Source organism: Methanobrevibacter sp., assembly GCF_045112895.1.
In the GTDB taxonomy this organism is placed as follows: Archaea; Methanobacteriota; Methanobacteria; order Methanobacteriales; family Methanobacteriaceae; genus Methanocatella.
This window is the reverse complement of record NZ_JBGUIH010000040.1, coordinates 34,378-58,899: the sequence shown is the minus strand read 5'-3', so window position 1 is coordinate 58,899 and position 24,522 is coordinate 34,378. Positions and strand designations below refer to the sequence as shown.

Here is a 24,522-nt window from a genome sequence, read left to right as displayed (position 1 = left end):
AATTTATTTTTCTTATTTTATTTTTTAAAAACACTGAAAAAACCATCTAATAAAAAAAAATATAATTTAAAAAAAAAGAGTAAAAAAAGGCAATCTATTTGATTACCATTAATGTATCACCTGCACTAACCGCATCACCAGGCTCTACAAAGATTTCTTTGACTTCACCATCGACTTCAGATTGAATATCGTTTTCCATCTTCATAGCTTCAATGACACAGATAGTGGATCCCTTAGTGACTTTATCTCCAACATTGACATTGAGTTTGATTACCATGCCCTGCATTGAGGAAGTTACTCCCCCTTCGACAGGCTGGAAGTTTCCGCTTGCGGTTTCTTCAATTTCCATGAATCCAGTAGGCATAATTTTAACTTCATACATGTCGCCATCAACTTCAACATTATATTGAGTTGGAATTCCTATAGCTTCATCTTCGGTGAATGCATGAGGAGGTTTGAGTTCTTCTTCTTCAGCTTCACCTTTAAGGAATTTTGGAGCAATCGGAGGATATAAAGCATAAGTCAAAGCGTCTTCATCGGATTTGACAAAGCCTTTTTCTTCACCTTCTGATTTGAATTTATCAAATTCCGGTTCCAATAAATCTGCAGGTCTGCAGGTAATAACCTCTTCATCACCGATGATTTTTTTAGAAACTTCTTCATCAACCGGTGCAGGCGGTTTACCATACATTCCTTTCATGTACTCTTTGACTTCATTAGATACGGTTTTGTATCTTTCTCCACCTAAGACATTCATTACTGATTGAATACCTACAATTTGGCTTGTTGGAGTTACAAGAGGTGGATATCCCATATCTTTTCTTACACGAGGCATTTCTTCCAATACATCATTGTATCTATCAAGTGCATTTTGTTCTTTGAGTTGGGAAATAAGATTTGAAAGCATTCCGCCAGGAATTTGGTATAACAATACATCAGCATCTATACTTGTTGAAATCGGATCTAAAATACCGAGGTATTTTTCTTTAATATCATCAAAGTATTTTTTAATATGAGCCAATAACTTTAAATCAAGGCCAGTGTCAAATTCTGTGCCTTGTAAAGCTGCAACCATACTTTCTGTAGGTGGTTGGCTTGTTCCCCATGCAAGAGGTGAAATAGCTGTATCTAAAATATCAACTCCGGCCTGACATGCGGCATAATAACTGATAGGAGTCATTCCACTAGTACAATGACAATGTAAATCTACAAGCAAATCAGTTTCTTCTTTTAGTTTTGATACTAATTCATAAGCGGAAGTAGGAGTAATTAATCCAGCCATATCCTTAATAGCTACAGAATCACAATCGAGAGCTTCTAGATTTTTAGCCAAATCAACAAAATCATCCAATGTGTGTACTGGACTAATGGTGTAACTGATTGTACCTTGTACATGAGCCCCTTGCTCTTTAGCTACTTTAATAGCCTTTTCCATATTCCTAATATCATTTAAAGCATCAAAAACCCTGAAAATATCTACACCATTTTCATAGGATTTCTCAACAAATTTTGTTACAACATCATCAGGATAGTGTTTATAACCCACTAAGTTTTGTCCTCTTAAAAGCATTTGAATAGGAGTTTTGTTAAATTCAGATTTTAATTGTCTTAATCTTTCCCATGGGTCTTCGTTCAAATATCTAATACAAGTATCAAAAGTAGCTCCACCCCAAGCTTCTACTGAAAAATAACCTACTTTATCCATTTCTTCAGCAATAGGAATCATGTCTCTGGTTCTCATCCTAGTTGCAAGTAGAGATTGGTGAGCATCACGAAGTACTGTTTCTGTAAATCTTACTTTCGCCATTTATTACACCTCTTTCAATTTTCATTAATAAATAATCCTAGAATATCCAACTATATAATATGTTTTTTGTATTATATAAAGTATACTAAATAATAAATATTAGATAATATTCAAAAAAATTGGGAAAAAAATAATGCAATAAAAAAAGAAAAAAAGTAGAAAAATTGAAAAATTATCTTTCTAATTCGCCAGAAATGAATTTTTCAACATTTTCATATGCTTCATCATCATCATATTGAACTGGAGGATGTTTCATTGTATAAGAAGAGATAGAAGTTAATTGTCCACCAACACCTCTTTCCAAACCTATTTTACAACATCTTACAGCATCAATTACACAGCCCGCAGAGTTTGGGGAGTCCTCAACGCTTAGCCTGAGTTCTATATTCATTGGAACATCACCAAAGGTACGGCCTTCCATTCTGAGGAAACATAATTTGTTATCGTTTTGCCATGGGACATAATCACTAGGTCCAATGTGAATATCTCTATCGTCCATTCTTTCTTTTAAGACTGATTGAACTGCTTCAGTTTTAGATTCCTTTTTAGAGTCCAATCTTTCACGATTGAGCATATTTAAAAAGTCAGTATTACCTCCGGTGTTGATTTGATAGGTCCTATCTAATTTTACACCCCTATCCATAAATAAACTAGCTAGTGTTCTGTGTGTAATAGTGGCTCCAATTTGAGCTTTTATATCATCACCGACAATAGGAATGCCTTTTTCTCTAAATTTAGCATCCCATTCATCATCACTGACAATAAATACAGGCATACAATTTACATATGCCACTCCTGCATCAAGTGCACATTGCGCATAATATCTTGCGGCTTCTTCTGAACCAACCGGCAAGTAATTGACTAATATTTCAGCTCCACTTTGTTTTAGAACTTCAACTACATCAACAGGATCTTCATCACTTACAACAAAAGTATAATCATCATCATAATTTGACATGTGCTCTGCAACCCCATCCAAAACATGACCCATACTTACTTTAACGTCATATTTTGGAATATCCTCTTGGAAAACTGTTGTACAGTTAGGTTTTGCAAACATTGCTTCATCAATAGTTTTGCCGACTTTTCTTGCATCAACGTCAAAAGCTGCAACAACTTCAATATCACTAGGTTCGTATCCACCGATTTCCCAATGCATAAGTCCTATTGCATCTTTTGGGTTTTTACCATCATAATAATGTATTCCTTGAATAAGAGAACTAGCACAGTTTCCTATTCCAACAATTGCTATCTTAATCTTGTTCAATATAAACACCAGCTTAATAAATTATAAAGTAATACTTTAAATTAAATAAAATACTAATAATATGTTAAATAATATACTTTATATAATTATGCTTTTGTTATAAATAAAAGTTCAAGCAAAATGAATAAAAAGGAAATAATACAATGAATCCATATATTGAAATTCTAAGACCCGGCAATGCATTGATGGGTGCGATATCCATCATTCTTGTTGCACTTATTGATAAAACATTTTCAATCCCCATAATACTTGCAATGATTGCGGTATTTTTCGAAACTGCCGCCGGAAATGTAATAAATGATTATTTTGATTATAATATTGACCTAATAAATAAACCTGACAGGCCAATACCTTCTGGAAGAATTTCACTTAAAAACGGTAGAAATTATGCATACTTTTTATTCATTGCAGGAACAATATGCGGTTTTTTAATTAGTTATCTTACAAACAACTGGATTCCGTTTGGAATAGTCATTATTGCAGACATCATACTCTATTTATATGCATATAAACTAAAGACAACCCCATTGATTGGGAACCTGACTGTCGGTTTCATGACCGGTTTCGGATTTGTATTCGGAGGATTTTCAATCAACAACCCAAGCATTGTAACAACTTCAATACTTTTAGGATTCTTTGCATTTGTAATGACAACAGCACGTGAAATAGTGAAAGATATTGAGGATATAGAAGGGGATAAAGCCGATGGCGCAAAGACATTGCCTATTTTAATTGGCGAGAAAAAGCCTGCAATATTGGCTGCAGTTCTGATAATTATTGACAGCGCATTGTGCCCTTTATTATATTACTATCATATTTTTGGAATTCTGTATCTGGTTGTGATAGCAATTGCAGTTATACTCTTCCTCTATTGTGCAATATCAATTCTAAAATCACAGGAAAAAGAGACAGCTACAAAAGTTTCCAAATACTTGAAAATAGGAATGTTAATAGCTTTTGTTGCATTTGTATTCGGATCCTTTTAGATTCAAGCAATTATTATTTATACCAATTAACCAAAGAAATATAATCAATGTTTGCTAATTTCAATATAAAACAAAAGGACAGAATTTATCTGATATTCATTGTTCTTTTCAGTGCAGTTCTGGTTGGATACTACATTAATTTCAACGACAGCATTGGAATTTCATGCTCCGATGTATACATCTACCTTTTGAATGCACTTTACTATACTGGAACAAATGTGAACTCAACGGATTTCATTTACCTGTCCCCTCTGATATGTTTTTTGACTTCATTATTTTTCCAAGTGGGTTTTGTAGATAAATTAGCAATATACATTGTTACCGGAGCTTTTGCAGTCTTCGGCAATATCGGATTTTACCTGCTTTTAAGAAAATACTTCAATGAGAATTTAAGTCTGACCGGTGCAATTCTTTACTCAAGCTTTTCCCTTTGCTTGACCTGGCTTGCAAACGGCACTCTTGACATTCCGGCAACCGGAATGATTATTTGGATTGTATTATTTACATACGTCGCCATAAAGGAAAATCCGAAATATTATGAATACCTGATGCCCTTGATAGTTCTCGGATTTTTCACAAGATACACTGTGATTTTGACATTGCCTGCATTGGCTTTGTTTTATGTCTATGAAAAAGGATTCAAAATAAACTATTCTGATTTAAGGCATATAATAAAAGGGGTCTTGATTGCAGCGGCAATTGCAATAGTGATATTATCTACAGTGACAATTATGGGCCATGGCCAATTTGAAGCCAAAAATCAGATTTCCCATGGAATTATAGGAAATATCGGTTCTGATAGCGATCCAGCCTTCAATCCTGACCCAAGTTACTATTTGGTAAACTATCCCAACTTCATCTCAAATTCACATTCCGTATTCAATGCAAATCCCGATTTGGAAAATCCTACAATATTGTCCTGGGCGATATTTGCAATGCTCCTTATAGGTGCCGGACTCTGGTTATATGACAATAATATCAGATTTGAGAAAACGGATATTGTTCCTCTTGCAATATTTTTGATAGCCATTCTGAGCTTTACAAGGGTGAGCTCCGTAATTACAACATTGCTTATCTTAATTGGATTATACTTAATCGGTAAAGACACAGACAATAAAACCGGACTTTTCATGCTTGCATGGATATTGTGCAATGCAATATTTTTAAGTTATTATCAAATCAAGGTAAACAGGTACATAATACCGACATTTCCACCGTTCATTTACTTTATTCTCCTTTCAATTGAATACACCAACAGACATGTGAAAATCAACGAAAACCTAATTCCTATTCTCTTAATTCTAGCATTCATAATTCAGGCTTTCGCATTTACGGCCACATTTGAACCTACCGACAAATACACTTCAACAGAAGAGATGTCCAACTACATCATTGAAAATAATCCTGATTATCAAAACATGAAAATCGGAGTTTATAACCTCAGACCCTACTGCTGGTGGCTTGGAGGAAATACAACCGGCATACCTGTAGATTCAGTAGATGAAATAGATAAAAGCAATGTAACGTATTATATTTCAAATAAGAAGTTGGACAATCTTACAAATTACACAGAAATAAAGAATATTGACCAATTATACCTTTATGAGAATATTAATGTTTAGATTGAAATATTAACAAAAATTTATTCAATTTATTTTTTTTATGAAATTTTAACATTAACATGGCAATTTTTAGAAACATATATAATAAAAAAAATAAAAAACTAATATCATAAAAAGTAATTCAAGAGGGTAATATGAAAGTTGTATGCTGTAAGAACTGTGGTGCAAAATACCAACTCGATGATGATGACGATATCACAACATACGAGTGTTCTTCATGTGCAGGTGACTTAGAATATTTAGAAGATTATTCTGATGAAGTTGAAAGTTCTCGTTCATCTTTCATTAGTTCATTCAGGTATGATAATTCCTACATTGTCCAATGTCAGGATTGTGGGCTAAAATACAAAATCAAAAGTAGCGATAGCATACTTGATTATGAATGTGAAAGTTGTGGAGGTTCTTTAAGATATTTAGATGACGAGATGAATAAAGAATTAGATAAATATATTGAAGAAAGACGCAAAGAACTTCAAAACATTAGAAAAGAATCACAAACTAAAGAACCAACATCTGAAGAATTAAAAACAGAAGATAACGTACACTCCTTAAAATCAATTACTAATAGGCTTGAAAATTTCTTTTCAGAAGAACGTATGCTGCAAATAGCAGATGATGAGAAAAAAGAAAAGGAATTAGAAGAGGAACTGACTGAAAAAACTGCAAGAACTACAATACCCCAATCTGTTCAATCAAAATTTGGAAAAGAATTTGCTGTTCCAAAAACTGATGATTATGGTATTTTAAAAAATTTCCTTAAAGATGAGTTCTTAAAAGGAATGAATGAATACTATCCTAAAACTGAAAGTGCAGAAAATAAAGGATTTCTTGATAAAATCAGTTTGCGTGAACCAAATAGTGAAGAAACCGAATCTTCAATCACTTCCATTCTTGAAAATAGATCTGATTTTGACATAAGAGATTTGGATATTAATAATACAATTATTATTATCGGTGCAGTTATCTTCATTTTGAGCATAATTGAAATATTAACTATAAATAGTGGCATAGGCATTATTGCATTATTTATTGGAGTAATTATCTTATGTTATGGAATTTATAAAACTAGAGACGTGAAACAAACTGAAGAAAGAACAAGAATTATCAGAGAACATTTGTTAACTCTTTCTGATGAATATTACGTATTCTATAATGTTAAAACTCCTACTTCAAATTCAGGTATTAACCATGTAGTTATAGGCCCAACTGGAATTTATGCTCTGCTTTCACAAAAATACACTCCAAAACTCAGATTAGAATCAGAAAATGAAAATCTGAATCTGATTGGATCAAGTGAATTGGATGAAGAAAAAATTGAAGAGATTCCAATTTCTGGAAATATGAGAAGATTTAGATATACTACAAAACAAGCTAAATTTTCACAAGACAATAAAGTTAAACAAAAAGCATTAAGTTTAGGTGAAGATTTAATTAATTTCCTCAATGACAACAACATTAAAAACTGTTTTGTTGAACCATTAGTAGGTTTTATAAATAACGAAGTAGTTGTTATAAATATGCCTTTAACCGATGAAGACCTGTTTATTGAAGAATTATTAAACAAAATCCAAACTGCAACAATAAAATTAGATTCTGAAACAATTGACAAATGTGCTGTTTTAATTAACAGATATGCCGCAGATTGTTCTTCAGAAATTTAATTTTTCTTTTTTTATTTTAAATTAAATCTTTTAAGATAGAACATCATAATTTAATAAGGATCCTTTTTCAATGTCTTCGATTGTTACCTTACCCACTACCTCATCAATATCAGATGGGGATATGCCGGTTCCAGGTTTTTTAAACTCAATGTCAGATATTTCAATCGTTTCGCCTTTTTTGATATCTCTTTTTGCAACAATAGATTTTCTAACATTTCTTCTTGAAAAAGACTCGCAAATCAAAGGTTGTTTATTTCTAAAACCATTAATTTTAGATAAAACCTGAGTATTCAATCTGAAAATATAAACATCCTCTTCATCCATCGAAAATTCATGACCCTCTGAAGATTTATCCAATGTGAAATATTTCTCCAGAACTACAGCACCATAGTTATAGGCTGTTGTTAAAACAAACATGTTTTTATCAGGGATTGTATAATCGCAATACCCGATATCATAATCAGCAAATGACTCCGCCAAATCCTTAATCATTAAAAGATTAGCATCTTCCAAGCTTGTAGGATATGATAAAACTGAATGCATCAATGCAATTTTAAAATTTGATTCGTCTTCAATAGCATCAATAGCATCTTTAATTTCTTTTATTGTTGCAGCTGCAGTAGACAATATAATCGGTTTATTTTTACTGGAGACATGTCTGATGAATGGAATGTTGGTCAAATCGCTGGAAGCGATTTTATAAGCATCAACATACTCATCTAAGTTGTCCACATCATCATAATCAGAAGGAGTTATGATGAAAACAAGACCCAATTCTTTACAATAGCCTGAGATTTGCATATAATCCTCATAACTTAACTCATCGGATGGGCTTAATGAATCCTCTTCGAATTTGCAATGCAGAAATTCAGAATCGCCAACATGAAAATCAACTGCATTAATACTGCAGTCTCTAGCTTTTTTGATTAGCAATTTTGCAACATCCAAATATGGACTTTCATCTTTTCGAGCAAGGTCATAGAAATTAAAACTAATTTCCGCGATTAAAAAAGGATATTTCTTAAAGATATTCATTTGTCTCTCCCATTTTAAAAAGAACATATCTTTCACGGATAACTGATTTAATATTCTCAAATCCGTGTCTTAAGTCTATTCTCTTCATTTTATTGTTCATTTGAATTCTAAGTTCATGACTATTAACTAAATTTGAAAATTGAGTAGCAATTTCCTGTTCAGTTAATTCTTCACTCATGCCTAAGTTTATAAAGCCGTTGTCTGCGTTTGCAAAGACATGCATCTTTTCCAAATCATTTTGGCAAACACAAATTGTTGGAACGGCCAGTGCACATGCATCATACATCATCTTACTGGCAGAAGTAATGATGATGTCTGCCTTAAACATGAACTCACTAACATCAGATACATTTTGATAAATCTGGATTAACGGATTAGATTCATATTTAGAAATCAATCCTTCAATATTATCATATCCTCTGCCCAATATAATATTTATCTTACCTTCATAATTTGTGGAAAGAATTGCGCTTAAAAATAACTCGGAAAGATTATTGGGATCGCTTCCTTCAAAGATAATCAAAACATTACTGACATCCTGAGTAATTACTTTAGTGGGCTGGAAATAAAATTCATCTTTTAAAACATAATACTTATAACCTGAAAAAACATTTTTTTCACTCAAGTCATGTTCATATAACGGATCAAATACCGCATCGGCATAATCTATTCCAACACCCAAATCATCAAAATTGACAACAAAATAACCTTCATTCTTCAAAGTGGCCATGTAATCTTCAGAAGTGTCCTGTATGTCATTAACAACAATTTGCGGATTAAATTCCTTTAAAATAGAAAATAATTCTCCAAATCCATCATAAACTTTATAATCAAAGCCATAATCTTTAGTTATCTTAATGCCGGACTCATAATTTTCATCTAAAAGAATAATTAAATCATGAGAAATCAGCTTAGAAGCCATTGACAAGCAGTTATAAATAGGCCTGTTGCTAATCTCGTTATCCGAATTAACAATGAATGCCCATCTTTTCTTTTGAATGTTATTCTCTACAACCAGCCAGTCATCATAATTTTCTATATTAATGCTTTCTTCACGGGACAATTCAATTAAATCTATATTTGAACCAAGATATGAATCCTCATGAATATATCCTCTGCGGCTAGCTATAATGGCTCCAGATTCTCTAAAAGATTTCGGCAAATCTTCTTTAAGTCTTCCAATATAATTTGGGAAATATCTCTCATTAGCTTCATCATATCCCCAACTTAAATGAGAATCTTCAACACATCCAATTACGCTTTCAATAGCAAAGTCTTCAAATTTTTCTATTACTTTATCCAAAGTAGTTGCTTTAAGCAAAGGTGCAGTAGGCCGGATAATGATTACAATATCATACTCATCAAAAGCCAGCTTTTCTTTTTGAACCATTGCATCATAAATAACTGACTCAAGAGATATGCCATCATTATCCAAATCTCCGGATCTTCTAATGACGCTCGCTCCAAATCTTTCAGATATCAATGCAAGTTCAGAATCATCAGTAGTTACCACAACATCATCAACATATTGTGATGATTTAGCAATTTCAATAGAATAAGAAATCAATGGTTTATTGTTCATTAAACGGATATGCTTTCTAGGAATTCCTATCAAATCATCAATAACTGGAATAACTACTAAAATTTTATTATTGTTAAACATGTCTATCCCTTAAAAATTACAATAAAATTTAATTAATCCAATATTAAATATATCTATAATATATTATTAAATCTTCGGTGTTAAAATGAATATGAAAAATATGTCACAAAAGCTTATAGAAAAAATAAATGAATTAGCTACACCTGTTAAAATAATGCACGTGTGTGGTTCACATGAACATACTATAATGGAAAATGGGATAAGAAGTCTGCTTCCAGACGATGTGGAAATCATTGCAGGTCCCGGATGTCCAGTTTGTGTTGTGCCTTCACGTGAAATCGATGAAGCATTGGAACTTATTGACCGGGGAGTTACAATAACCACCTTCGGAGACATGTTAAGAGTTCCTGGTTCTGAAAGATCTCTTGCAGATGCTAAAGCTGAAGGAGGGGATGTTAGGGTAGTATACGGAATCAATAGAGCTATTGAAATAGCGCAAAAGGAAGATAATGATGTCGCTTTCATTTCAGCAGGCTTTGAAACTACCGCCCCAACAACTGCAGCAGAATTATTAGCCACACCTCCTGAAAACTTCTCAGTACTTTCATGCCACAGGTTAATACCTCCAGCAATTGACTTTTTAATAAATTCCGGAGAAACAAGTCTAAATGCGCTAATCCAACCTGGACATGTATGCACAATAATCGGAACAAAACCATTCGAATACTTCTCAACTGACTTTGGAATCCCCCAAACTGTAGCAGGATTTAATCCATTAGACATATTAATGTCTGTTTACATGATTTTAAGACAGATTAAAAACGAAACACCGAAAATTGAAAATGAATACAAAAGAGCAGTTAAAGAAGAAGGAAATGTTATTGCACAGGACATGATTGACCAAGTATTTGATGTAACCTCAAGGGAATGGAGAGGATTTCCAAAGATTCCAAATTCCATTCTGGAAATAAAAGATGAATTTAGTGATTTTAACGCTCGCGAAAAATACGACATTGAAGTTAAAGATGTTAATGAAGCTCCAAAAGGATGTATTTGTGGTCCAATTTTAAGAGGACTTGCAAGACCTGAAGATTGTAAATTATTTAGAAAAGCATGTAACCCTCTACACCCAATCGGAGCATGTATGGTAAGTAAAGAAGGTACATGCAACATCGCACATAGATATTCAAGAGGATAATATGACAGTAGAAGCAATTGCAGTAGATATTGACGGAACAATAACAGACGATAAAAGACAAATTTGCATATCCGCAATTAAAGCTTTAAGAAAAGCAGAAGCGGCGGGAATACCTACAATAATCGTTACTGGGAATGTTGTAAATTACGCATATGCAACTGAAGTGCTAATTGGATGTAGCGGAGGGCTTGTCTGTGAAAACGGAGGAGTCGTTTTTAAAGAAGGTGAAAACAACAACGCTGTTGAAACATTAGTTGAAAGAGATTTTGTAACCTCGGCTGAAAATCACCTGAAAGAAAAATTAGGTGAAAAATTCGACGAACATGCCTCCCACGACAACATGTACAGATTGACAGAAACCGTATTCTATAAGACTTTAGAGAGAAAAGAACTTGAAGAAGCACTTAAAGATTTTAAATACTTAGACCAGCTTGAAATCTATGATAGCGGTTTTGCACTACACATTACTGATAAGCGCGTGAATAAGGGAACTTCACTAAGGTATCTATGTGAAAGAAACGGAATAAACATGGAAAATGTAATGGCGATTGGAGACAGCCAAAACGATGAAGATTTCTTAAAAGAAGCAGGATATAAAATAGCTGTCGGTAATGCTGAAGATAAACTTAAGGAAATCAGCACATATACCTGTAAAGGACTTTACGGCGATGGAGTCGCCGAAGCTATTGAAAAATTTGCATTATAGTGATAATATGATATATGAAATGGCACAGGAAGCAAAAAAGGCAATTGAAAACGATTGTGATGCTTATGAAATTTATATTGACGAATCAAAATCCATCCAATTGGATTCCCTGAAAGAGGAATTGAATTTCGCTAAGGAAGAGATAGAGCGTGGAGTGGGAATTCGTGTAATTAAAGGCAATAAAGTCGGTTTTGCATTCACTTCCAATATGGAAAAAATCGCTGAAACTGCAAAGCAGGCTGTTGAAAACACCAAACTAAATAAGGTTGATGAAAACTACGCCTTTGCGGAAGTTGAAAAGATTCCGAAAATAGAAGATGTATATGACAAAAAATTCAATGATTTAAGTCTCGACGAATCAATTGAATTCCTAAAAACAACCATTGATACTGCTTTGGAAACCGGATGCGAAGTAACAGGAGCTGGATTTTCAGCAAGTGAAGGAAGATCACTCCTTTTAAATTCAAATGGCGTTTCAATAGAAGACGAAGGAACTGGATTCGGCATTGGAATATCTGTAAATCTGCAAAAAGACGGGAAGATTGCAACCGCCTATAACTCCCAATCTTCAAGATTTTTCGATTTGGAAGGGGAAAAATTAGCTAATGAGGTGTGTGACCTAGCAAAAAAATCCCTTGATACAAAACCAGTCGAAACAAATGACTATAGTGTTGTGCTTGACTATTACGCTGCCACCGGACTTTTACAAACATTCATTGGAGCATTTAACGGTGAAAATGTAATGAGGGGAAGGTCAATTTTAAAAGATAAGATGGACACCGAAATTGCAAGTCCAAAATTGACATTAACTGACAATTCACTTCTAGAAAAGGGAATGTATACTTCCAAATGTGATGGCGAAGGTAGCGTTAGCCAAAAAACCGATTTGATAACAGAGGGTGTCTTGAATTCATTTATTTATGACATCTATACTGCAAATAAGGTTGGTGTGAAAACAACTTCAAACGGACTTAGAGGGTCATATTTGACAACACCAATGATTGCACCTACAAATCTGGAGTTTAAATTTAGCGAAATGAAAGATTTGGAAGAAATAGACAAGGGTGTTTTAACAACAAGTGTTTTGGGCGCACATACTGCAAATCCGATTTCAGGAGACTTTTCAGTTGAAGCGAGCAATGCATTCAAAATCGAAAATGGTGAATTGACTGATCCTATCAATAAGGCTATGATTTCTGGAAATATCTTTGAAATTATGAAAAAAGTAGAAGGTCTGAACTCAGAAATAAAACAATATGGTTCATTCATCTTACCAAAATTGTTAGTTCACGACTTAAGGGTTGTCGGGCAAAATTAAAAAAAAGAAAAATTAAATCTTTTTTAATTTTTCTCTATATCTGTCAATTGCATCTTGAGTATAATCAATAGTCAAATACTCAGAAGTTAATTCTTTAGAATCATCAAATGCCTTAATTTTCCTATTCATTACCTCATCGATATCCTTATCTAATCTTTTTAGCCTATTTTCAAAAGAATCTTCTGATTTTTTCATGTTAATATTGGATTTGCGAGATAATTTTTCAATTTCTTTATCTATATCAAATTCTTCTTTAGACATTTAAAACACCTACATTTCGATAATAGGTAATTGAATTTCAGTTATGAAATCGTTTTCATTATCGCAATTGTGGACACCTTTGATTAAAACTTCTTTAGGTGATCCGATAATATCATAATGGTTAGCTTGAGCAACATCAACCAATTCAGCGTAAGTATCTAAAATATTGTCAGTCGGACCGAAATGCTTTCCGGCCAAAACTTTGTTTTCAATCATGTCAACAACACGAATCCTATCATATTCATCAGCATCCTCTTTGATTGCAATGCTTACATCATAAACTACATCGCCTTCGTTGACTTCATGCCTTGGTGAATAATAAACAATGAACGGTTCACCATCAGTTTCTATTTCCTTTGCTTCAACCCAACCCATTAACATGGAAAGAAATATATCTAAATCTTCAATTGGAGTCTTGCAGTTAATGACTCCTAATTTTTGTTCTGGAATTACTTTTACCTCATAATCCATAATTACACCTACTTAAAAATATTATCCTAATTAAATAAATAAACTTCTACTTGCTCCCCTTCGTCTAAAAGTTCAACAGATTTTGGAACTTTCACATAACCGTCAGCACTTGATAGGGAAAATATTGCTCCTGAATCCTTAAATATTGGATTTACATCTTCTCCATCAACTTTTACAAGTTGATATTGCATTCTTCCAACAGGAGAATGGATTCTGCGAGTCATTACTCCTTTAACTGTTTTAAGTTCAAAGTCCTTTTCAATGCCTGCCAGTTTAGTCAATGGTTCTGCCACAAATGCATTGAATATCATCAAAGCGGATACAGGATTTCCCGGAAGGCCAATAATTATTTTGCCGTCAATAACCCCAACAATGGTTGGCTTTCCCGGCTGGACTGAAATTCCATGGATGTAGACTTCACCCAATTCATCCAAAACATGTTTTAGGACATCCCCCAGACCTGCTGAAGTTCCGCCGGAACAAAGCAAAATATCTGCATCTTCAAGGGATTTTGTAATTTTTTCCTTTACCTCATCATAGTCATCCCTCATTACGCCTAAAAATTTGGCATCTGCACCGCAGGAAATAGCATCGTTTTTAATCATTCCACCATTTACATCGTAAATCTTACCATATGGCAAGTCTTGGCCTTGAAGGGTAATCTCATTTCCGGATGACACTACACCAACACTCGGTTTTTTGTAGACTTCGATTGTTTCAAAACCCTGTGAAAGCAAAACCCCAATCTTGCCGGGATTTAAAAAATCGCCTTTTTTAAGAATCAGATTTCCTTCTTCAATGTCAGACCCCCTTTTGGCAACATCTTGGCCAGGAGTTGCGGTAGTCAATAAATTAACTTTATCATCAAATTTTTCCGCATATTCGACCATTACAACAGACTCTGAACCTTCTGGCATCGCAGCGCCAGTGCTGATTTCAATACATTTTCCTTTTTCAACTATCTTGTCTGTTGTTGAACCTGCCTCTAAAAAATCAATTACTTCCAAGGTATTTGGGGATTCTTCTGAAGCACCGAAACTGTCCTCTGCAAGTATTGCAAAACCGTCTTTCAGTGCCTTGTCGAATGGCGGAAAGTCCATTCTTGAATAAACATCCTCAAATAAAATTCTTCCATAAGCTTCAGTAACTGGAATTTCTTCACTTTGTGGTTTTAAATATTCATCGAATAAATTTTGAATAATATCAATAGCTTCATCACATTCCTTAATTTTTAAAAATTCAGTTCCCATAATCACCACTTATATAAAATACCATAAATTAATATATAATATATTGATAAATATATAAATAATTTAATCATATGGAGAAATGTATTATTATTTCGGAGGAGAGTATTTGTCTAGACCTAATCAAAATCAACAACAAGAATACAGAAGAGTAAGGACTCCCAAGAAAGGGGAGATTCCTGGAATAGTTGAACAAATTATGGGACATGGAAAATTAAAAGTCCGCTGTGCCGACGGACATATAAGAATGACCAGAATCCCTGGAAAAATGAAAAAACGTATTTGGATTCGTGAAGGAGACGTAATCCTTGTAAAGCCATGGGATTTCCAATCTGATGAAAAGGCCGATGTAATCTGGAGATACACAAAAACAGAATCCAATTGGCTTGAAAGAAAAGGCTACCTTAAAATGTAGTCTCAATACCTATTTTTTTGATTTTAATGGATCCTAAAGTAGCTAAAGCAGATGCGAAACATGAAAAACTGCATTCCCAAAAGAGAAAAAAGGACAGTTCCGATAGAAAAACAGGGAATGAGATTTTCGACAAGATCACTCTAGAAACATTATACAAATTAGCTAATCAAGGATACATTGACATTTTAAACGGTGCAATAAGCACAGGAAAGGAAGCCAATGTGCTTACGGGCATTACCGATGATGAAAAATTCGTGGCCGTTAAGATTTACAGAATCGCCACATCTGATTTTAAGAAGATGGATTACTACCTTAAGGGGGACCCGAGATTCAACATCAAGACCAAAAACAAAAGGAAGATAATCTATTCCTGGGTTACAAAAGAATTCAAGAACTTGACTAGACTTGAATCTGCGGGAGTAAATGTACCCCATCCGATTACAAGCTCAAACAATGTATTGCTTATTGAATTTATTGGCGATGAGGATGGAAATCCTGCACAGCCGGCCAAAAACCAGCCCCCAAAAGACCCTGAGGATTTTTTCAACAAGCTGCTTGTAAATCTGAAACTATTCGTGAATGAAGCAAAACTGGTTCACGGGGATTTATCCAATTACAATATTCTAAATAAAGATGAAGAACCAGTAATCATTGACGTTTCACAATCCGTGGTTTTGGACAATCCGATTTCAAAGGAACTTCTTGAAAGGGACATCAACACCCTTGTAAGGGAATATACCAAACTCGGTGTTAAAACTAGTTTTGAAGAAGTTTGGGAATATGTTGCGCCGGTGTTTTAAACATTACATTAACAAACATTGCAAAAACACATTAAATTCAATTATCACTTATCATACTAAATCTCCCAAATAAATTATAACAATAATGAAATATAACATGTCATATAAATAAACTTAAATTTATGCACTAAACTTCTTGTGGGATGCAAAAGCACCGCGGACAATAGATGGAAGATGATATCATAATCAGCAGTGAAGAAAAAGAAAAAATCAAAGTAGAGATTGTAGAGAAAATAAACTCTGTTTTAGAGGAAAATGACGAATCCTTTAGGTTGGACAGAGTAAATGTCCTGAACAAAAATGATACAGTTAAATTCATGGGAAATTACAGGGTTTATGACAGAAGAAAATACGACTCCATTTCTAGAGAGATCAATTCCTTTTTAAAGCAATACGGGGACGTTGAGATAAAATCTAAAAAAATCAGAGATAGCGGAATGAAATTTACGGCAGTAAGCTTCAATTTCGAACTTTAAAACAAAAAACAGCCATTAGTTTTGAATATTGCCTATTCGATAATGTAAGTTGATATGAAATACTTTACATCAATCAGGAAATTCCTTAAAAAAATATATAAATTTATATAAAAAAATTTTTAGAAAATTAAATGTATAATTAAAAATCTTAATCTTTTTTAAATAATTCTAATAATTTTTAAATTCAATAGGTGAAGCGAAATGAAAATCAAATCTGAACTTTTTGTATTTTTAATTATTATCTCTATTTTATTCAGCATTACGGCCGTTTCGGCAAGCGAAATCCAATCTAATATTACTGAGGATAATGATTATCAATCAAATAGGGAATTAACTCAAGATTCAATAGAGTTAAATTCTAATCTGAATTCAGAGGGCATTGAAGATATTTTAGGCGTTTCGAAAACTGATAATATCAAAAGCGGTCCTGAAGACGAATCATCCTTTACAGCCCTCGCTACAGAAATTAACCAATCCAAAGAAGAACTCAACCTCACTCATGACTATAAATTCGATGAAAGCATTGATAAAGACAATTTAACAGAATGGGGGTTTACACTGATTTCTGTAGATAAAAATAAATTTGTGCTCAATGGTAACAATCACGTCCTTGATGGCGCAGGAAGTGGAGCATATCTTAATTTTGAAAACCAGGAAGGAGAAATTATCATTAATGATTTAACCTTTAGGAATTATAATCAGTCCACTTTAAAAACACAGGGAAAACTTACATTAAACAATGTTAATTTTACAGACTTCAATAACACAAATGCGGATATTATTGTAACATATACCGATGCCCGCCTCATTGCAAATAACTGCAGTTTTTATTCAAACCAAGCAAACCATCTCATAAGGGGCGACTATTCAAGTACAATCATCAACAATTCAAGATTTTATGGAAACCACAATAATGGCGCAGCGATTCTAGTCAACAGATGGCAGCTGATTATTAACAATTCCTCTTTTGAAAACTTCACCTATAAAAATGGAGCCATGATTGAATTCAAGGGCGACCGCTTTGAAATCATAAATTCAAAATTCATAAATGCATATTCCAATTTAAGTGGAGGAGCGATTCTCGGAAAATATTTCGCGAATATCTATTCGGATGACCCAGACTATTCAAATAGCGGAAATTATCCAATTTTATTCAAAGATTGTATATTTACCAATCTTTCATGCAGCAACAATGGTGGAACAATACACATTGATCTGGATTCCGCCGCCCATAATATTCCAAAAACCATGAATGTCATCAATTCAAATTTCACTGACTGCAGAGCCAAATTTGGAGGAGCGATATCCATTTTAGGCGGAACATTAAATGTCCTAGAGTGTAATTTCATGAACAATACTGCAAACTTCGAAGGAGGTGCAATTTACTCATCCTGGACTAATTTAAACATCAGCAAGTCAAATTTCACAAACAATACTGCCGCTGAAAATGCGGGAGCAATATATTTTGACAAGCACAAGCTGACAATAAAAGAATCCAATTTCAAGGACAATAAGGCTATTGATGGACCTTTCAATTCAGCAAATGCAATTTATGCCCATGATGTTGAGGCACACTTCTCAGATTCCACCTTTGATAATGGAGGAGTTGCTGTTTATGCAGACTTTGCAAGCGATTCAAAATTAGAAAACATCGAGAAAAATGACGATATTTTCCTGATGGACAATCAGGATTATATTGTTTCTGTTGAAAACAAAGGAATCAAGATTAATCTAACAGACAATGAGATAATTGTTGATGAGCTCCCATCCAAGTTTGATGCACGTGACTGGGGATGGACAACACCTGGAAAAATACAGGGAGACAATGATGACTGTTGGGCATTTGCTACAGTGGCATCATTGGAAACCAGCCTTCTCAAATCAACCGGAATCGCATACAACCTATCGCAAAACTATGCTCAAAAACTACAATTGAAATATTATAATGTCGGAGATTTAAGAAATAGCCTAACCGGCTTTTCATACAGCGGTTTAGGCTATGCATTAAGCTGGTATGGAGTTCTTTCCATGGACAGCGCATATGATGACCGCGGAATGATTGCCGATACAGATATGGATGTTGAGAGAATTCACGTTCAGGATGCCGCGTTCATCTATACCGGAACGGATGACACCATAAATCAATTAAAGAGAGCCATACTGAAATATGGGGCAGTCGCTGTCCAAAAGTATGTAAATGAACCTGAAGATGAAATACCAACTGAAGGCGAGGACATTTCCCTTATGGATCACGACACACATTTCATTACACTCATAGGATGGGACGACAATGTTGCCGGCCATAATGACAATAAAGGTGCTTGGATAACCAAGGATTCCTTGAGCGGTTTCGACCAAAACAGTTACACCAATTTCCCGCAAATAGATTACTATGCAATTGCGCCCCAAAGGGTTGCAATAGCCTATATCTTTGAGAATGCAATTGATTATCATGTCAACTATCAGACAGACCTTACCGGCTTGGCGGGTTTTGATGGAAACTACACTTATTATTCAAATGAATTTACATCAAAGTATGATGAGTTGATTGGTGCCGTTGGAACCTACTTCAATGAGTCTGGAATCGACTATTCATTTGACATTTTTGTAAATGGCAATAAGGTACATTCACAAAGCGGAATTAGTGAATTTGCAGGTTTTAGAACAATTGTTTTAAATAAGTACATTCCAATTAAAAAAGAAGACCAATTCAAAGTAGTATTTAAAAGCAATGCCGTTCCTTATCAGGCATGGTCAAGAATGCATTACTTGAATGGTACATCTTTAGTAAGTAAAAAAGGTAGCAGCTGGATTGATTTTGCTCCATTAAACAAAACCGTTTGTCTTAAAGTCTACACTGTGGTTGATGATACTAAAATCATAGACAACAAAGACATTTCTGTTGATTATGGTAGCGGATCCTACTTTAGTGTTAAAGTCGTGACCGATGACGGCCGCCCAGTTGGTGCAGGTGAAAAAGTCAGTTTCAAAATCAACGGCAAAACAACTAGCACAACAACAAACAATGATGGAATAGCTAAAGTAAAAATAACAAATGCCCCAGGTACCTATAATGTAGTAACTACCCACAATGGCAAAACCTACAAAAATAAGCTTACTGTAAAATTAAACTTGAAAATATGTAAGATAATGGGCAATAAAAACATTAAAGTAGATTATGCAAGCAAGTCTTACTTTAGCGTAAAAGTGGTTTCATCCGATGGTAAAACAGTTGTCAGCGGAGCTTCCGTAAAATTCAAAATTAACGGGAAAACAACCACCGTAAAAACAAACAAAAAAGGAATCGCAAAAATTAAAATAACTGGGGCTCCTAAAAAATACACCATCAAAACTACATTCAACGGCAAAACCTACAAAAACACCATTACCGTAAAACATGTGCTTAAGGCAAGTAAAGTTACCGTCAAAAAGACTGGTAAGAAATTTACCTTAAAAGCTAAGCTTAAAATCAACGGAAAACTCCAAAAAGGAAAAAAGATAACCTTCAAATTCAACGGAAAAACCTACAAGGTAAAAACCAATAAAAAAGGTATTGCACAAAAAACCTTCAATAAAAAAATTATCAAAAAGCTCAAAAAGGGTAAAACATACACTGTCAAAATTACTTACCTAAAAGACACAATAAAATCTAGCATTAAAGTCAAGTAAATGATATTTCATCTACTCTTTTTTCTTATTAATTGTTGAGAGGCCCCAAGGACATACAAAATAACTAACTAATTTTAAAGGAAAACCTATCCTTTCCCAATAATTTTTTATTTAAGATTATTATTAATCCTAAATTTTAAATAATTTCGATTAAATAACTATTATTAATTCTAATTAAAAATAAAGGTGAAAAATTATGCCAGAAACAGATTATTTAAAAATACCTCAAAATAGAGTAGGGGCATTAATTGGAAGCAATGGTAACGTTAAAAAGTCCATTGAAAAAGCAACTGGAACCATTTTGGACATTGATAGTGATGAAGGCACAGTTTATATCACACCTAGAGAAGATATGGAAGACCCATTGGGAGTCTGGAATGCAAATCATATTGTTAAGGCAGTGGCAAGAGGATTCAATCCTGAAGTTGCACTCAAATTAATCAGCGATGACATTTATCTAGAAGTAATCAGCTTACCGTTATACATAGGCAAATCCAAAAAAGCCCTTGCAAGACACAAAGGAAGAATTATAGGAAAGGACGGCAAGACCCGTGAAATAATCATGGAAATGGCAGAAGTGGATATGGCGGTTTATGGAAAAACCGTTTCATTGATTGGTGAGATGGACAACATCATGATTGCAAAAGAAGCCATTGAAATGATTCTGAACGGATCAAGACACAAGTCCGTTTACGGATTTTTGGAACATAAAAAAGAAGATTTGAAAAGAAAGGAATTCAATGAACTTGTTGGAATCGAAGAAGATAAGATTGAATTCAAGGAAGGCATTGAATTTGACGAAAAACATTTCTAGGAGTGAAAACTCCTAACTTTTTTTACTTATTTTGCTAACATAACAATTTATACAAAACCGTTTTTAATTCAACATCAAAGAAATATTACAAACACAAATCAATTTTAATGAAAGATACCTATAAAAATTATAGGCAATATAGTAAAACCTTATATACTTTAACCAACATATATAGATAACATAGTACAAATACTATTATTTCTACAAGTTTTAAATTATTATTTTACCATATTATTATACAAGTTAGATAGGGTACTGAAAAAATATTACTTACCAAATGCTCTCTGGCTTAATTTAAATATAGGAAATATGATAACTTTAAACATATATGTTATAGGAGGAAAAAATTTTGGCTCAACCAGAACAATTAGGACTTGATTGGGAAGAAGATTTTCAGAGATTGACCCCATCCCAGTTCTTTAGAAAAAACAAGCAGATGCTTGGATTTACTGGTAAGATTCGTTCATTGACTATTGTATTCCACGAACTGATTACAAACAGTTTTGATGCATGTGAAGAAGCTGGAATATTACCGGATATTGATATTGAACTAAAACGTATCGATAAAGAACATTATATTTTAAGACATAAGGATAACGGACCTGGAATTCCTGAAGATTATGTAATGCAAGTATATTGTATGATGTTTGCAGGATCAAAATTCAGAAATATTCAATCCAGAGGACAACAAGGATTAGGTTGTAGTGGATGTGTACTTTTATCACAAATGACTACAGGTAAACCTGCTCGCGTAATTTCATGCTATAAAGACGGAGATGAAATTAAAGGAGTGAAAATGAAATTCCAAATGGACGTTGAAAACAACCGTGGAATTTTAATGGAAAGGGAAGATTATCCTGCTGAAAGTACTGGAGTATGTATTGAATTGCAGTTCAAAGATGTTTCTTACTCTTTAGCTGAACAAGGTGCATTTGAATATATCAGAAGAACAATGATTGGAAACCCTCACGCTAAAATTACATTCAGGGACCCTTCAGGACACAAATATATATTCAAAAGAGCAGCAGATGTAGTGCCAGTGCAACCAAAAGAAGTACTTCCTCACCCTAAAGGTGTAAGCGCTGACGATTTAATGACAATGGCTAAAAACACTGACAGCAGAAGATATAAAAGTATGTTAACTTCTTCAATGTCCAGAATGTCAAATAAAAGGGTTGATGAAATTGCAGAAATTACTGGAATTGACATGAACAAACGTCCGAAAGACATGACATTCCAAGAAGCGGAAGCTATTGTTCACTGCTTTAAGAAAATGAAATTCATGGCTCCGCCTACTGACGGACTTATACCAATCGGATCCGAACAAGTTGAAAAAGGTATGAAACAAATCCTTAAACCAGAATTTGTTGCGACAATAACAAGAAAGCCTGTAACCTATGCAGGTGGTGTTTCATTTATTATTGAAGCCGGACTTGCTTATGGAGGAAATGCTGGAAGGGTCGTTAGTGAACAAAGAAAATCTGAAATAATGAGATTTGCAAACAGAGTTCCATTGACTTTTGATGCAGGAAGCTGTGCTATTACAGAAGCTCTTAAAAGTATTGACTGGAAACGTTACGGCCTTAGAGACATGGATAATACTCCATTGACATTATTTGTAAATATTATCTCAACACAAGTACCTTACCTTTCAACTGGTAAACAAAGCGTATCACCAGAACCTGAAATCGTTCAGGAAATCAGACAAGCTACCATGAAATTAGCTCGTAAACTTCAAAAACATATCAGAGCTAAAAGAGCAGCGAAAGAAAAAGAAAAACGTTCTAAAATATTTGAAGATTACGTTCCAGTGATTATTGAAGAAGCTGCGAAACTTGGTGAAACCGGAGTTCCTGAATATCAGGAAGTTTTAGCAAAAGTTACAAAAAGAGCTCTTGCGGAACTGCTTGGTGAAAAAGTTGAAGATGAAGAGGAAGAAGAAGAACTTGATGCAATCATCATGGAAGAAGTTGATGAATTTGGAAATGCTGTTGAATCAGGAAATTCCACATTAGACAACTTCGTTGAGGATGATGTTGATGAATTTGAGGACGAATAGGTGATTAAATGGCTGAAGCAAAAAAAGAAGGCAAATCACACAAAGAACTTAGGAAAGAATACACCTACAACAAGCTTAAAGGTTTAGGTGCTGAAATTATTGAAGAAATCGAAAAAAACAAAGTTCCTAACATTAAAGTTCCTTCAAGAGGTACTGGAAACATCGTTTATGATGATGCTAAAAGATACTATGTCTTAGGTGATAGATACGGTAGAAGATCTTTAGGAAATGTAAAGCAAATCAGAAAATTAGGTCAAATGGTTTATGTTGCCAATTTCTGTAAAGACTTAGTGGCTCGTGAAAAAACAGCTACCATCAGGGAAATGTATTATGTTTCCGAAGGTTGGGGAATCAGCTTTAAAAACCAACAAGAATCAAACATTGTTGGGGAAGATTTAGAAGTAACACTTGGTACTACTCGTGAAGATTTGGGCTTAATGCCGGAAGAAGACGGTGCATCAGTATATGGAGACATTACCTTACTTGATGAAGTGGAAGTTAACGCTTCAAAAATGGGAAAATCCGGTTATACCATTTCACCAACAATCGACCAAGTAGATTTCCTAGACCATAATGTAGACAAAGTATTGGCAGTGGAAACAATGGGAATGTTCCACAGGTTAGTTCAAGAGAACGCTCATGAAAGATTCAATTGTTTGATTGTTGGGCTTAAAGGACAAGCCGCACGTGCTACAAGAAGATTCATTAAAAGAGTAAACACAGAACTTGATCTTCCTGTATACATCTGTAACGACGGAGACCCTTGGGGATTCCACATTGCACAGGTAATTATTTCCGGAAGTGCAAAACTAGCTCATGTTAATCATGACCTCGCAACTCCTGACGCTAAATTCATTGGAGTAACAGCATCCGACATTATCAATTATGATTTGCCAACCGATAAACTCAAAGATGTTGACGTTATGAGACTTAAAGAGCTCTCTAAAGACCCAAGGTATAAAACTGATTTCTGGCAAACTGAAATCAAAAAGATGCTTAAAATCGGTAAAAAAGCAGAACAGCAATCTTTCTCCAAATATGGTCTCGAGTATGTAGTAGACGAATACTTCCCGGCCAAATTTGAGGAAATGGAAAATCAAGCATAAT

At 34.1% G+C, this 24,522-nt stretch carries 20 protein-coding genes; 13 read left to right on the top strand and 7 right to left on the bottom strand.

Features of this window, described 5'->3' with window-relative positions; translation table 11 throughout:
• Positions 1-94 precede the first annotated feature (94 nt).
• Entirely contained in the window at positions 95-1,807 is a 1,713-nt protein-coding gene (gene oadA, locus ACJMLD_RS07395; RefSeq protein WP_405269982.1) for a sodium-extruding oxaloacetate decarboxylase subunit alpha, read from the bottom strand.
• A 172-nt stretch (positions 1,808-1,979) separates the two neighbouring features.
• A complete protein-coding gene (locus ACJMLD_RS07390) occupies positions 1,980-3,074 on the bottom strand; it encodes an inositol-3-phosphate synthase (RefSeq protein ID WP_405269980.1) in 1,095 nt (364 codons plus the stop codon).
• Between the two features lie 143 nt (positions 3,075-3,217).
• Between ACJMLD_RS07390 and ACJMLD_RS07385 the strand changes: the two genes are divergently transcribed.
• The 3 genes from ACJMLD_RS07385 to ACJMLD_RS07375 all read left to right on the top strand — a co-directional run bounded on the left by ACJMLD_RS07385 (position 3,218) and on the right by ACJMLD_RS07375 (position 7,343).
• Positions 3,218-4,060, top strand: a complete 843-nt coding sequence (locus ACJMLD_RS07385) for a UbiA family prenyltransferase (RefSeq protein ID WP_405269977.1) — start codon at positions 3,218-3,220, stop codon at positions 4,058-4,060.
• Between the two features lie 47 nt (positions 4,061-4,107).
• Complete coding sequence (locus tag ACJMLD_RS07380) at positions 4,108-5,682, top strand: glycosyltransferase family 39 protein (RefSeq protein WP_405269974.1); 1,575 nt, start codon at positions 4,108-4,110, stop codon at positions 5,680-5,682.
• Positions 5,683-5,816: 134 nt separating this feature from the next.
• Positions 5,817-7,343 carry an NERD domain-containing protein gene (locus ACJMLD_RS07375; protein WP_405269971.1) on the top strand — a complete coding sequence of 509 codons (1,527 nt, stop codon included), beginning with the start codon at positions 5,817-5,819 and terminating at the stop codon, positions 7,341-7,343.
• Positions 7,344-7,373: 30 nt separating this feature from the next.
• Here the strand turns inward: ACJMLD_RS07375 and ACJMLD_RS07370 are convergent, their stop codons facing one another.
• A complete protein-coding gene (locus tag ACJMLD_RS07370; RefSeq protein WP_405269968.1) occupies positions 7,374-8,378 on the bottom strand; it encodes an N-acetylneuraminate synthase family protein in 1,005 nt (334 codons plus the stop codon).
• Complete coding sequence (locus tag ACJMLD_RS07365) at positions 8,365-10,041, bottom strand: cytidylyltransferase domain-containing protein (protein WP_405269966.1); 1,677 nt, start codon at positions 10,039-10,041, stop codon at positions 8,365-8,367. Before ACJMLD_RS07365 ends, ACJMLD_RS07370 begins: the two co-directional genes overlap by 14 nt.
• 91 nt (positions 10,042-10,132) lie before the next feature.
• Here ACJMLD_RS07365 and hypD point away from each other — a divergent pair, with 91 nt between their 5' ends.
• From hypD to ACJMLD_RS07350, 3 genes are read left to right on the top strand one after another with little or no spacing between them, the layout of a single operon-like run.
• Positions 10,133-11,179, top strand: a complete 1,047-nt coding sequence (gene hypD, locus ACJMLD_RS07360) for a hydrogenase formation protein HypD (protein WP_405270059.1) — start codon at positions 10,133-10,135, stop codon at positions 11,177-11,179.
• A gap of 1 nt (position 11,180) precedes the next feature.
• The gene (locus tag ACJMLD_RS07355) at positions 11,181-11,885 is read left to right on the top strand and encodes a phosphoglycolate phosphatase (protein ID WP_405269963.1); all 705 of its coding nucleotides are present in this window, start codon (positions 11,181-11,183) and stop codon (positions 11,883-11,885) included.
• A 7-nt stretch (positions 11,886-11,892) separates the two neighbouring features.
• Entirely contained in the window at positions 11,893-13,203 is a 1,311-nt protein-coding gene (locus ACJMLD_RS07350; RefSeq protein WP_405269960.1) for a TldD/PmbA family protein, read from the top strand.
• A gap of 12 nt (positions 13,204-13,215) precedes the next feature.
• On the opposite strand, the gene ACJMLD_RS07345 is transcribed toward ACJMLD_RS07350, so the two are convergent.
• From ACJMLD_RS07345 to glp, 3 genes are read right to left on the bottom strand one after another with little or no spacing between them, the layout of a single operon-like run.
• Positions 13,216-13,464, bottom strand: a complete 249-nt coding sequence (locus ACJMLD_RS07345) for a hypothetical protein (protein WP_405269957.1) — start codon at positions 13,462-13,464, stop codon at positions 13,216-13,218.
• Between the two features lie 9 nt (positions 13,465-13,473).
• Positions 13,474-13,935: a GyrI-like domain-containing protein gene (locus ACJMLD_RS07340; protein ID WP_405269954.1), complete on the bottom strand. Its 462-nt coding sequence runs from the start codon at positions 13,933-13,935 to the stop codon at positions 13,474-13,476.
• A gap of 26 nt (positions 13,936-13,961) precedes the next feature.
• Positions 13,962-15,185, bottom strand: coding sequence for a gephyrin-like molybdotransferase Glp (glp, locus tag ACJMLD_RS07335; protein WP_405269951.1), 1,224 nt, complete (start codon positions 15,183-15,185; stop codon positions 13,962-13,964).
• A gap of 79 nt (positions 15,186-15,264) precedes the next feature.
• On the opposite strand from glp, the gene eif1A reads away from it, so the two are divergent.
• The 7 genes from eif1A to ACJMLD_RS07300 all read left to right on the top strand — a co-directional run bounded on the left by eif1A (position 15,265) and on the right by ACJMLD_RS07300 (position 24,521).
• Positions 15,265-15,597 (top strand): translation initiation factor eIF-1A, encoded by a 333-nt coding sequence (gene eif1A, locus ACJMLD_RS07330; protein ID WP_405269948.1) that lies wholly within the window; start codon positions 15,265-15,267, stop codon positions 15,595-15,597.
• A gap of 26 nt (positions 15,598-15,623) precedes the next feature.
• A complete protein-coding gene (locus tag ACJMLD_RS07325; RefSeq protein ID WP_405269945.1) occupies positions 15,624-16,397 on the top strand; it encodes a serine protein kinase RIO in 774 nt (257 codons plus the stop codon).
• Between the two features lie 167 nt (positions 16,398-16,564).
• On the top strand, positions 16,565-16,873 hold the full coding sequence (locus ACJMLD_RS07320; RefSeq protein ID WP_405269942.1) for a hypothetical protein: 309 nt from the start codon (positions 16,565-16,567) through the stop codon (positions 16,871-16,873).
• Between the two features lie 201 nt (positions 16,874-17,074).
• Positions 17,075-20,542 carry a lectin like domain-containing protein gene (locus tag ACJMLD_RS07315; protein ID WP_405269939.1) on the top strand — a complete coding sequence of 1,156 codons (3,468 nt, stop codon included), beginning with the start codon at positions 17,075-17,077 and terminating at the stop codon, positions 20,540-20,542.
• A 196-nt stretch (positions 20,543-20,738) separates the two neighbouring features.
• Positions 20,739-21,356 (top strand): KH domain-containing protein, encoded by a 618-nt coding sequence (locus ACJMLD_RS07310; RefSeq protein WP_405269936.1) that lies wholly within the window; start codon positions 20,739-20,741, stop codon positions 21,354-21,356.
• A gap of 349 nt (positions 21,357-21,705) precedes the next feature.
• Complete coding sequence (gene top6B / locus ACJMLD_RS07305) at positions 21,706-23,415, top strand: DNA topoisomerase VI subunit B (RefSeq protein ID WP_405269933.1); 1,710 nt, start codon at positions 21,706-21,708, stop codon at positions 23,413-23,415.
• 8 nt (positions 23,416-23,423) lie between these two features.
• A complete protein-coding gene (locus tag ACJMLD_RS07300) occupies positions 23,424-24,521 on the top strand; it encodes a DNA topoisomerase IV subunit A (protein ID WP_405269930.1) in 1,098 nt (365 codons plus the stop codon).
• Position 24,522: the final 1 nt, after the last annotated feature.

Excerpts from the sequence above, each read along its gene's own strand:
- oadA (WP_405269982.1), bottom strand. The coding sequence starts at position 1,807 with ATGGCGAAAGTAAGATTTACAGAAACAGTACTTCGTGATGCTCACCAA.
- ACJMLD_RS07385 (WP_405269977.1), top strand. The coding sequence starts at position 3,218 with ATGAATCCATATATTGAAATTCTAAGACCCGGCAATGCATTGATGGGT.
- ACJMLD_RS07380 (WP_405269974.1), top strand. The coding sequence starts at position 4,108 with ATGTTTGCTAATTTCAATATAAAACAAAAGGACAGAATTTATCTGATA.
- ACJMLD_RS07375 (WP_405269971.1), top strand. The coding sequence starts at position 5,817 with ATGAAAGTTGTATGCTGTAAGAACTGTGGTGCAAAATACCAACTCGAT.
- ACJMLD_RS07370 (WP_405269968.1), bottom strand. The coding sequence starts at position 8,378 with ATGAATATCTTTAAGAAATATCCTTTTTTAATCGCGGAAATTAGTTTT.
- ACJMLD_RS07365 (WP_405269966.1), bottom strand. The coding sequence starts at position 10,041 with ATGTTTAACAATAATAAAATTTTAGTAGTTATTCCAGTTATTGATGAT.
- hypD (WP_405270059.1), top strand. The coding sequence starts at position 10,133 with ATGAAAAATATGTCACAAAAGCTTATAGAAAAAATAAATGAATTAGCT.
- ACJMLD_RS07355 (WP_405269963.1), top strand. The coding sequence starts at position 11,181 with ATGACAGTAGAAGCAATTGCAGTAGATATTGACGGAACAATAACAGAC.
- ACJMLD_RS07350 (WP_405269960.1), top strand. The coding sequence starts at position 11,893 with ATGATATATGAAATGGCACAGGAAGCAAAAAAGGCAATTGAAAACGAT.
- ACJMLD_RS07345 (WP_405269957.1), bottom strand. The coding sequence starts at position 13,464 with ATGTCTAAAGAAGAATTTGATATAGATAAAGAAATTGAAAAATTATCT.
- ACJMLD_RS07340 (WP_405269954.1), bottom strand. The coding sequence starts at position 13,935 with ATGGATTATGAGGTAAAAGTAATTCCAGAACAAAAATTAGGAGTCATT.
- glp (WP_405269951.1), bottom strand. The coding sequence starts at position 15,185 with ATGGGAACTGAATTTTTAAAAATTAAGGAATGTGATGAAGCTATTGAT.
- eif1A (WP_405269948.1), top strand. The coding sequence starts at position 15,265 with ATGTATTATTATTTCGGAGGAGAGTATTTGTCTAGACCTAATCAAAAT.
- ACJMLD_RS07325 (WP_405269945.1), top strand. The coding sequence starts at position 15,624 with ATGGATCCTAAAGTAGCTAAAGCAGATGCGAAACATGAAAAACTGCAT.
- ACJMLD_RS07320 (WP_405269942.1), top strand. The coding sequence starts at position 16,565 with ATGGAAGATGATATCATAATCAGCAGTGAAGAAAAAGAAAAAATCAAA.
- ACJMLD_RS07315 (WP_405269939.1), top strand. The coding sequence starts at position 17,075 with ATGAAAATCAAATCTGAACTTTTTGTATTTTTAATTATTATCTCTATT.
- ACJMLD_RS07310 (WP_405269936.1), top strand. The coding sequence starts at position 20,739 with ATGCCAGAAACAGATTATTTAAAAATACCTCAAAATAGAGTAGGGGCA.
- ACJMLD_RS07300 (WP_405269930.1), top strand. The coding sequence starts at position 23,424 with ATGGCTGAAGCAAAAAAAGAAGGCAAATCACACAAAGAACTTAGGAAA.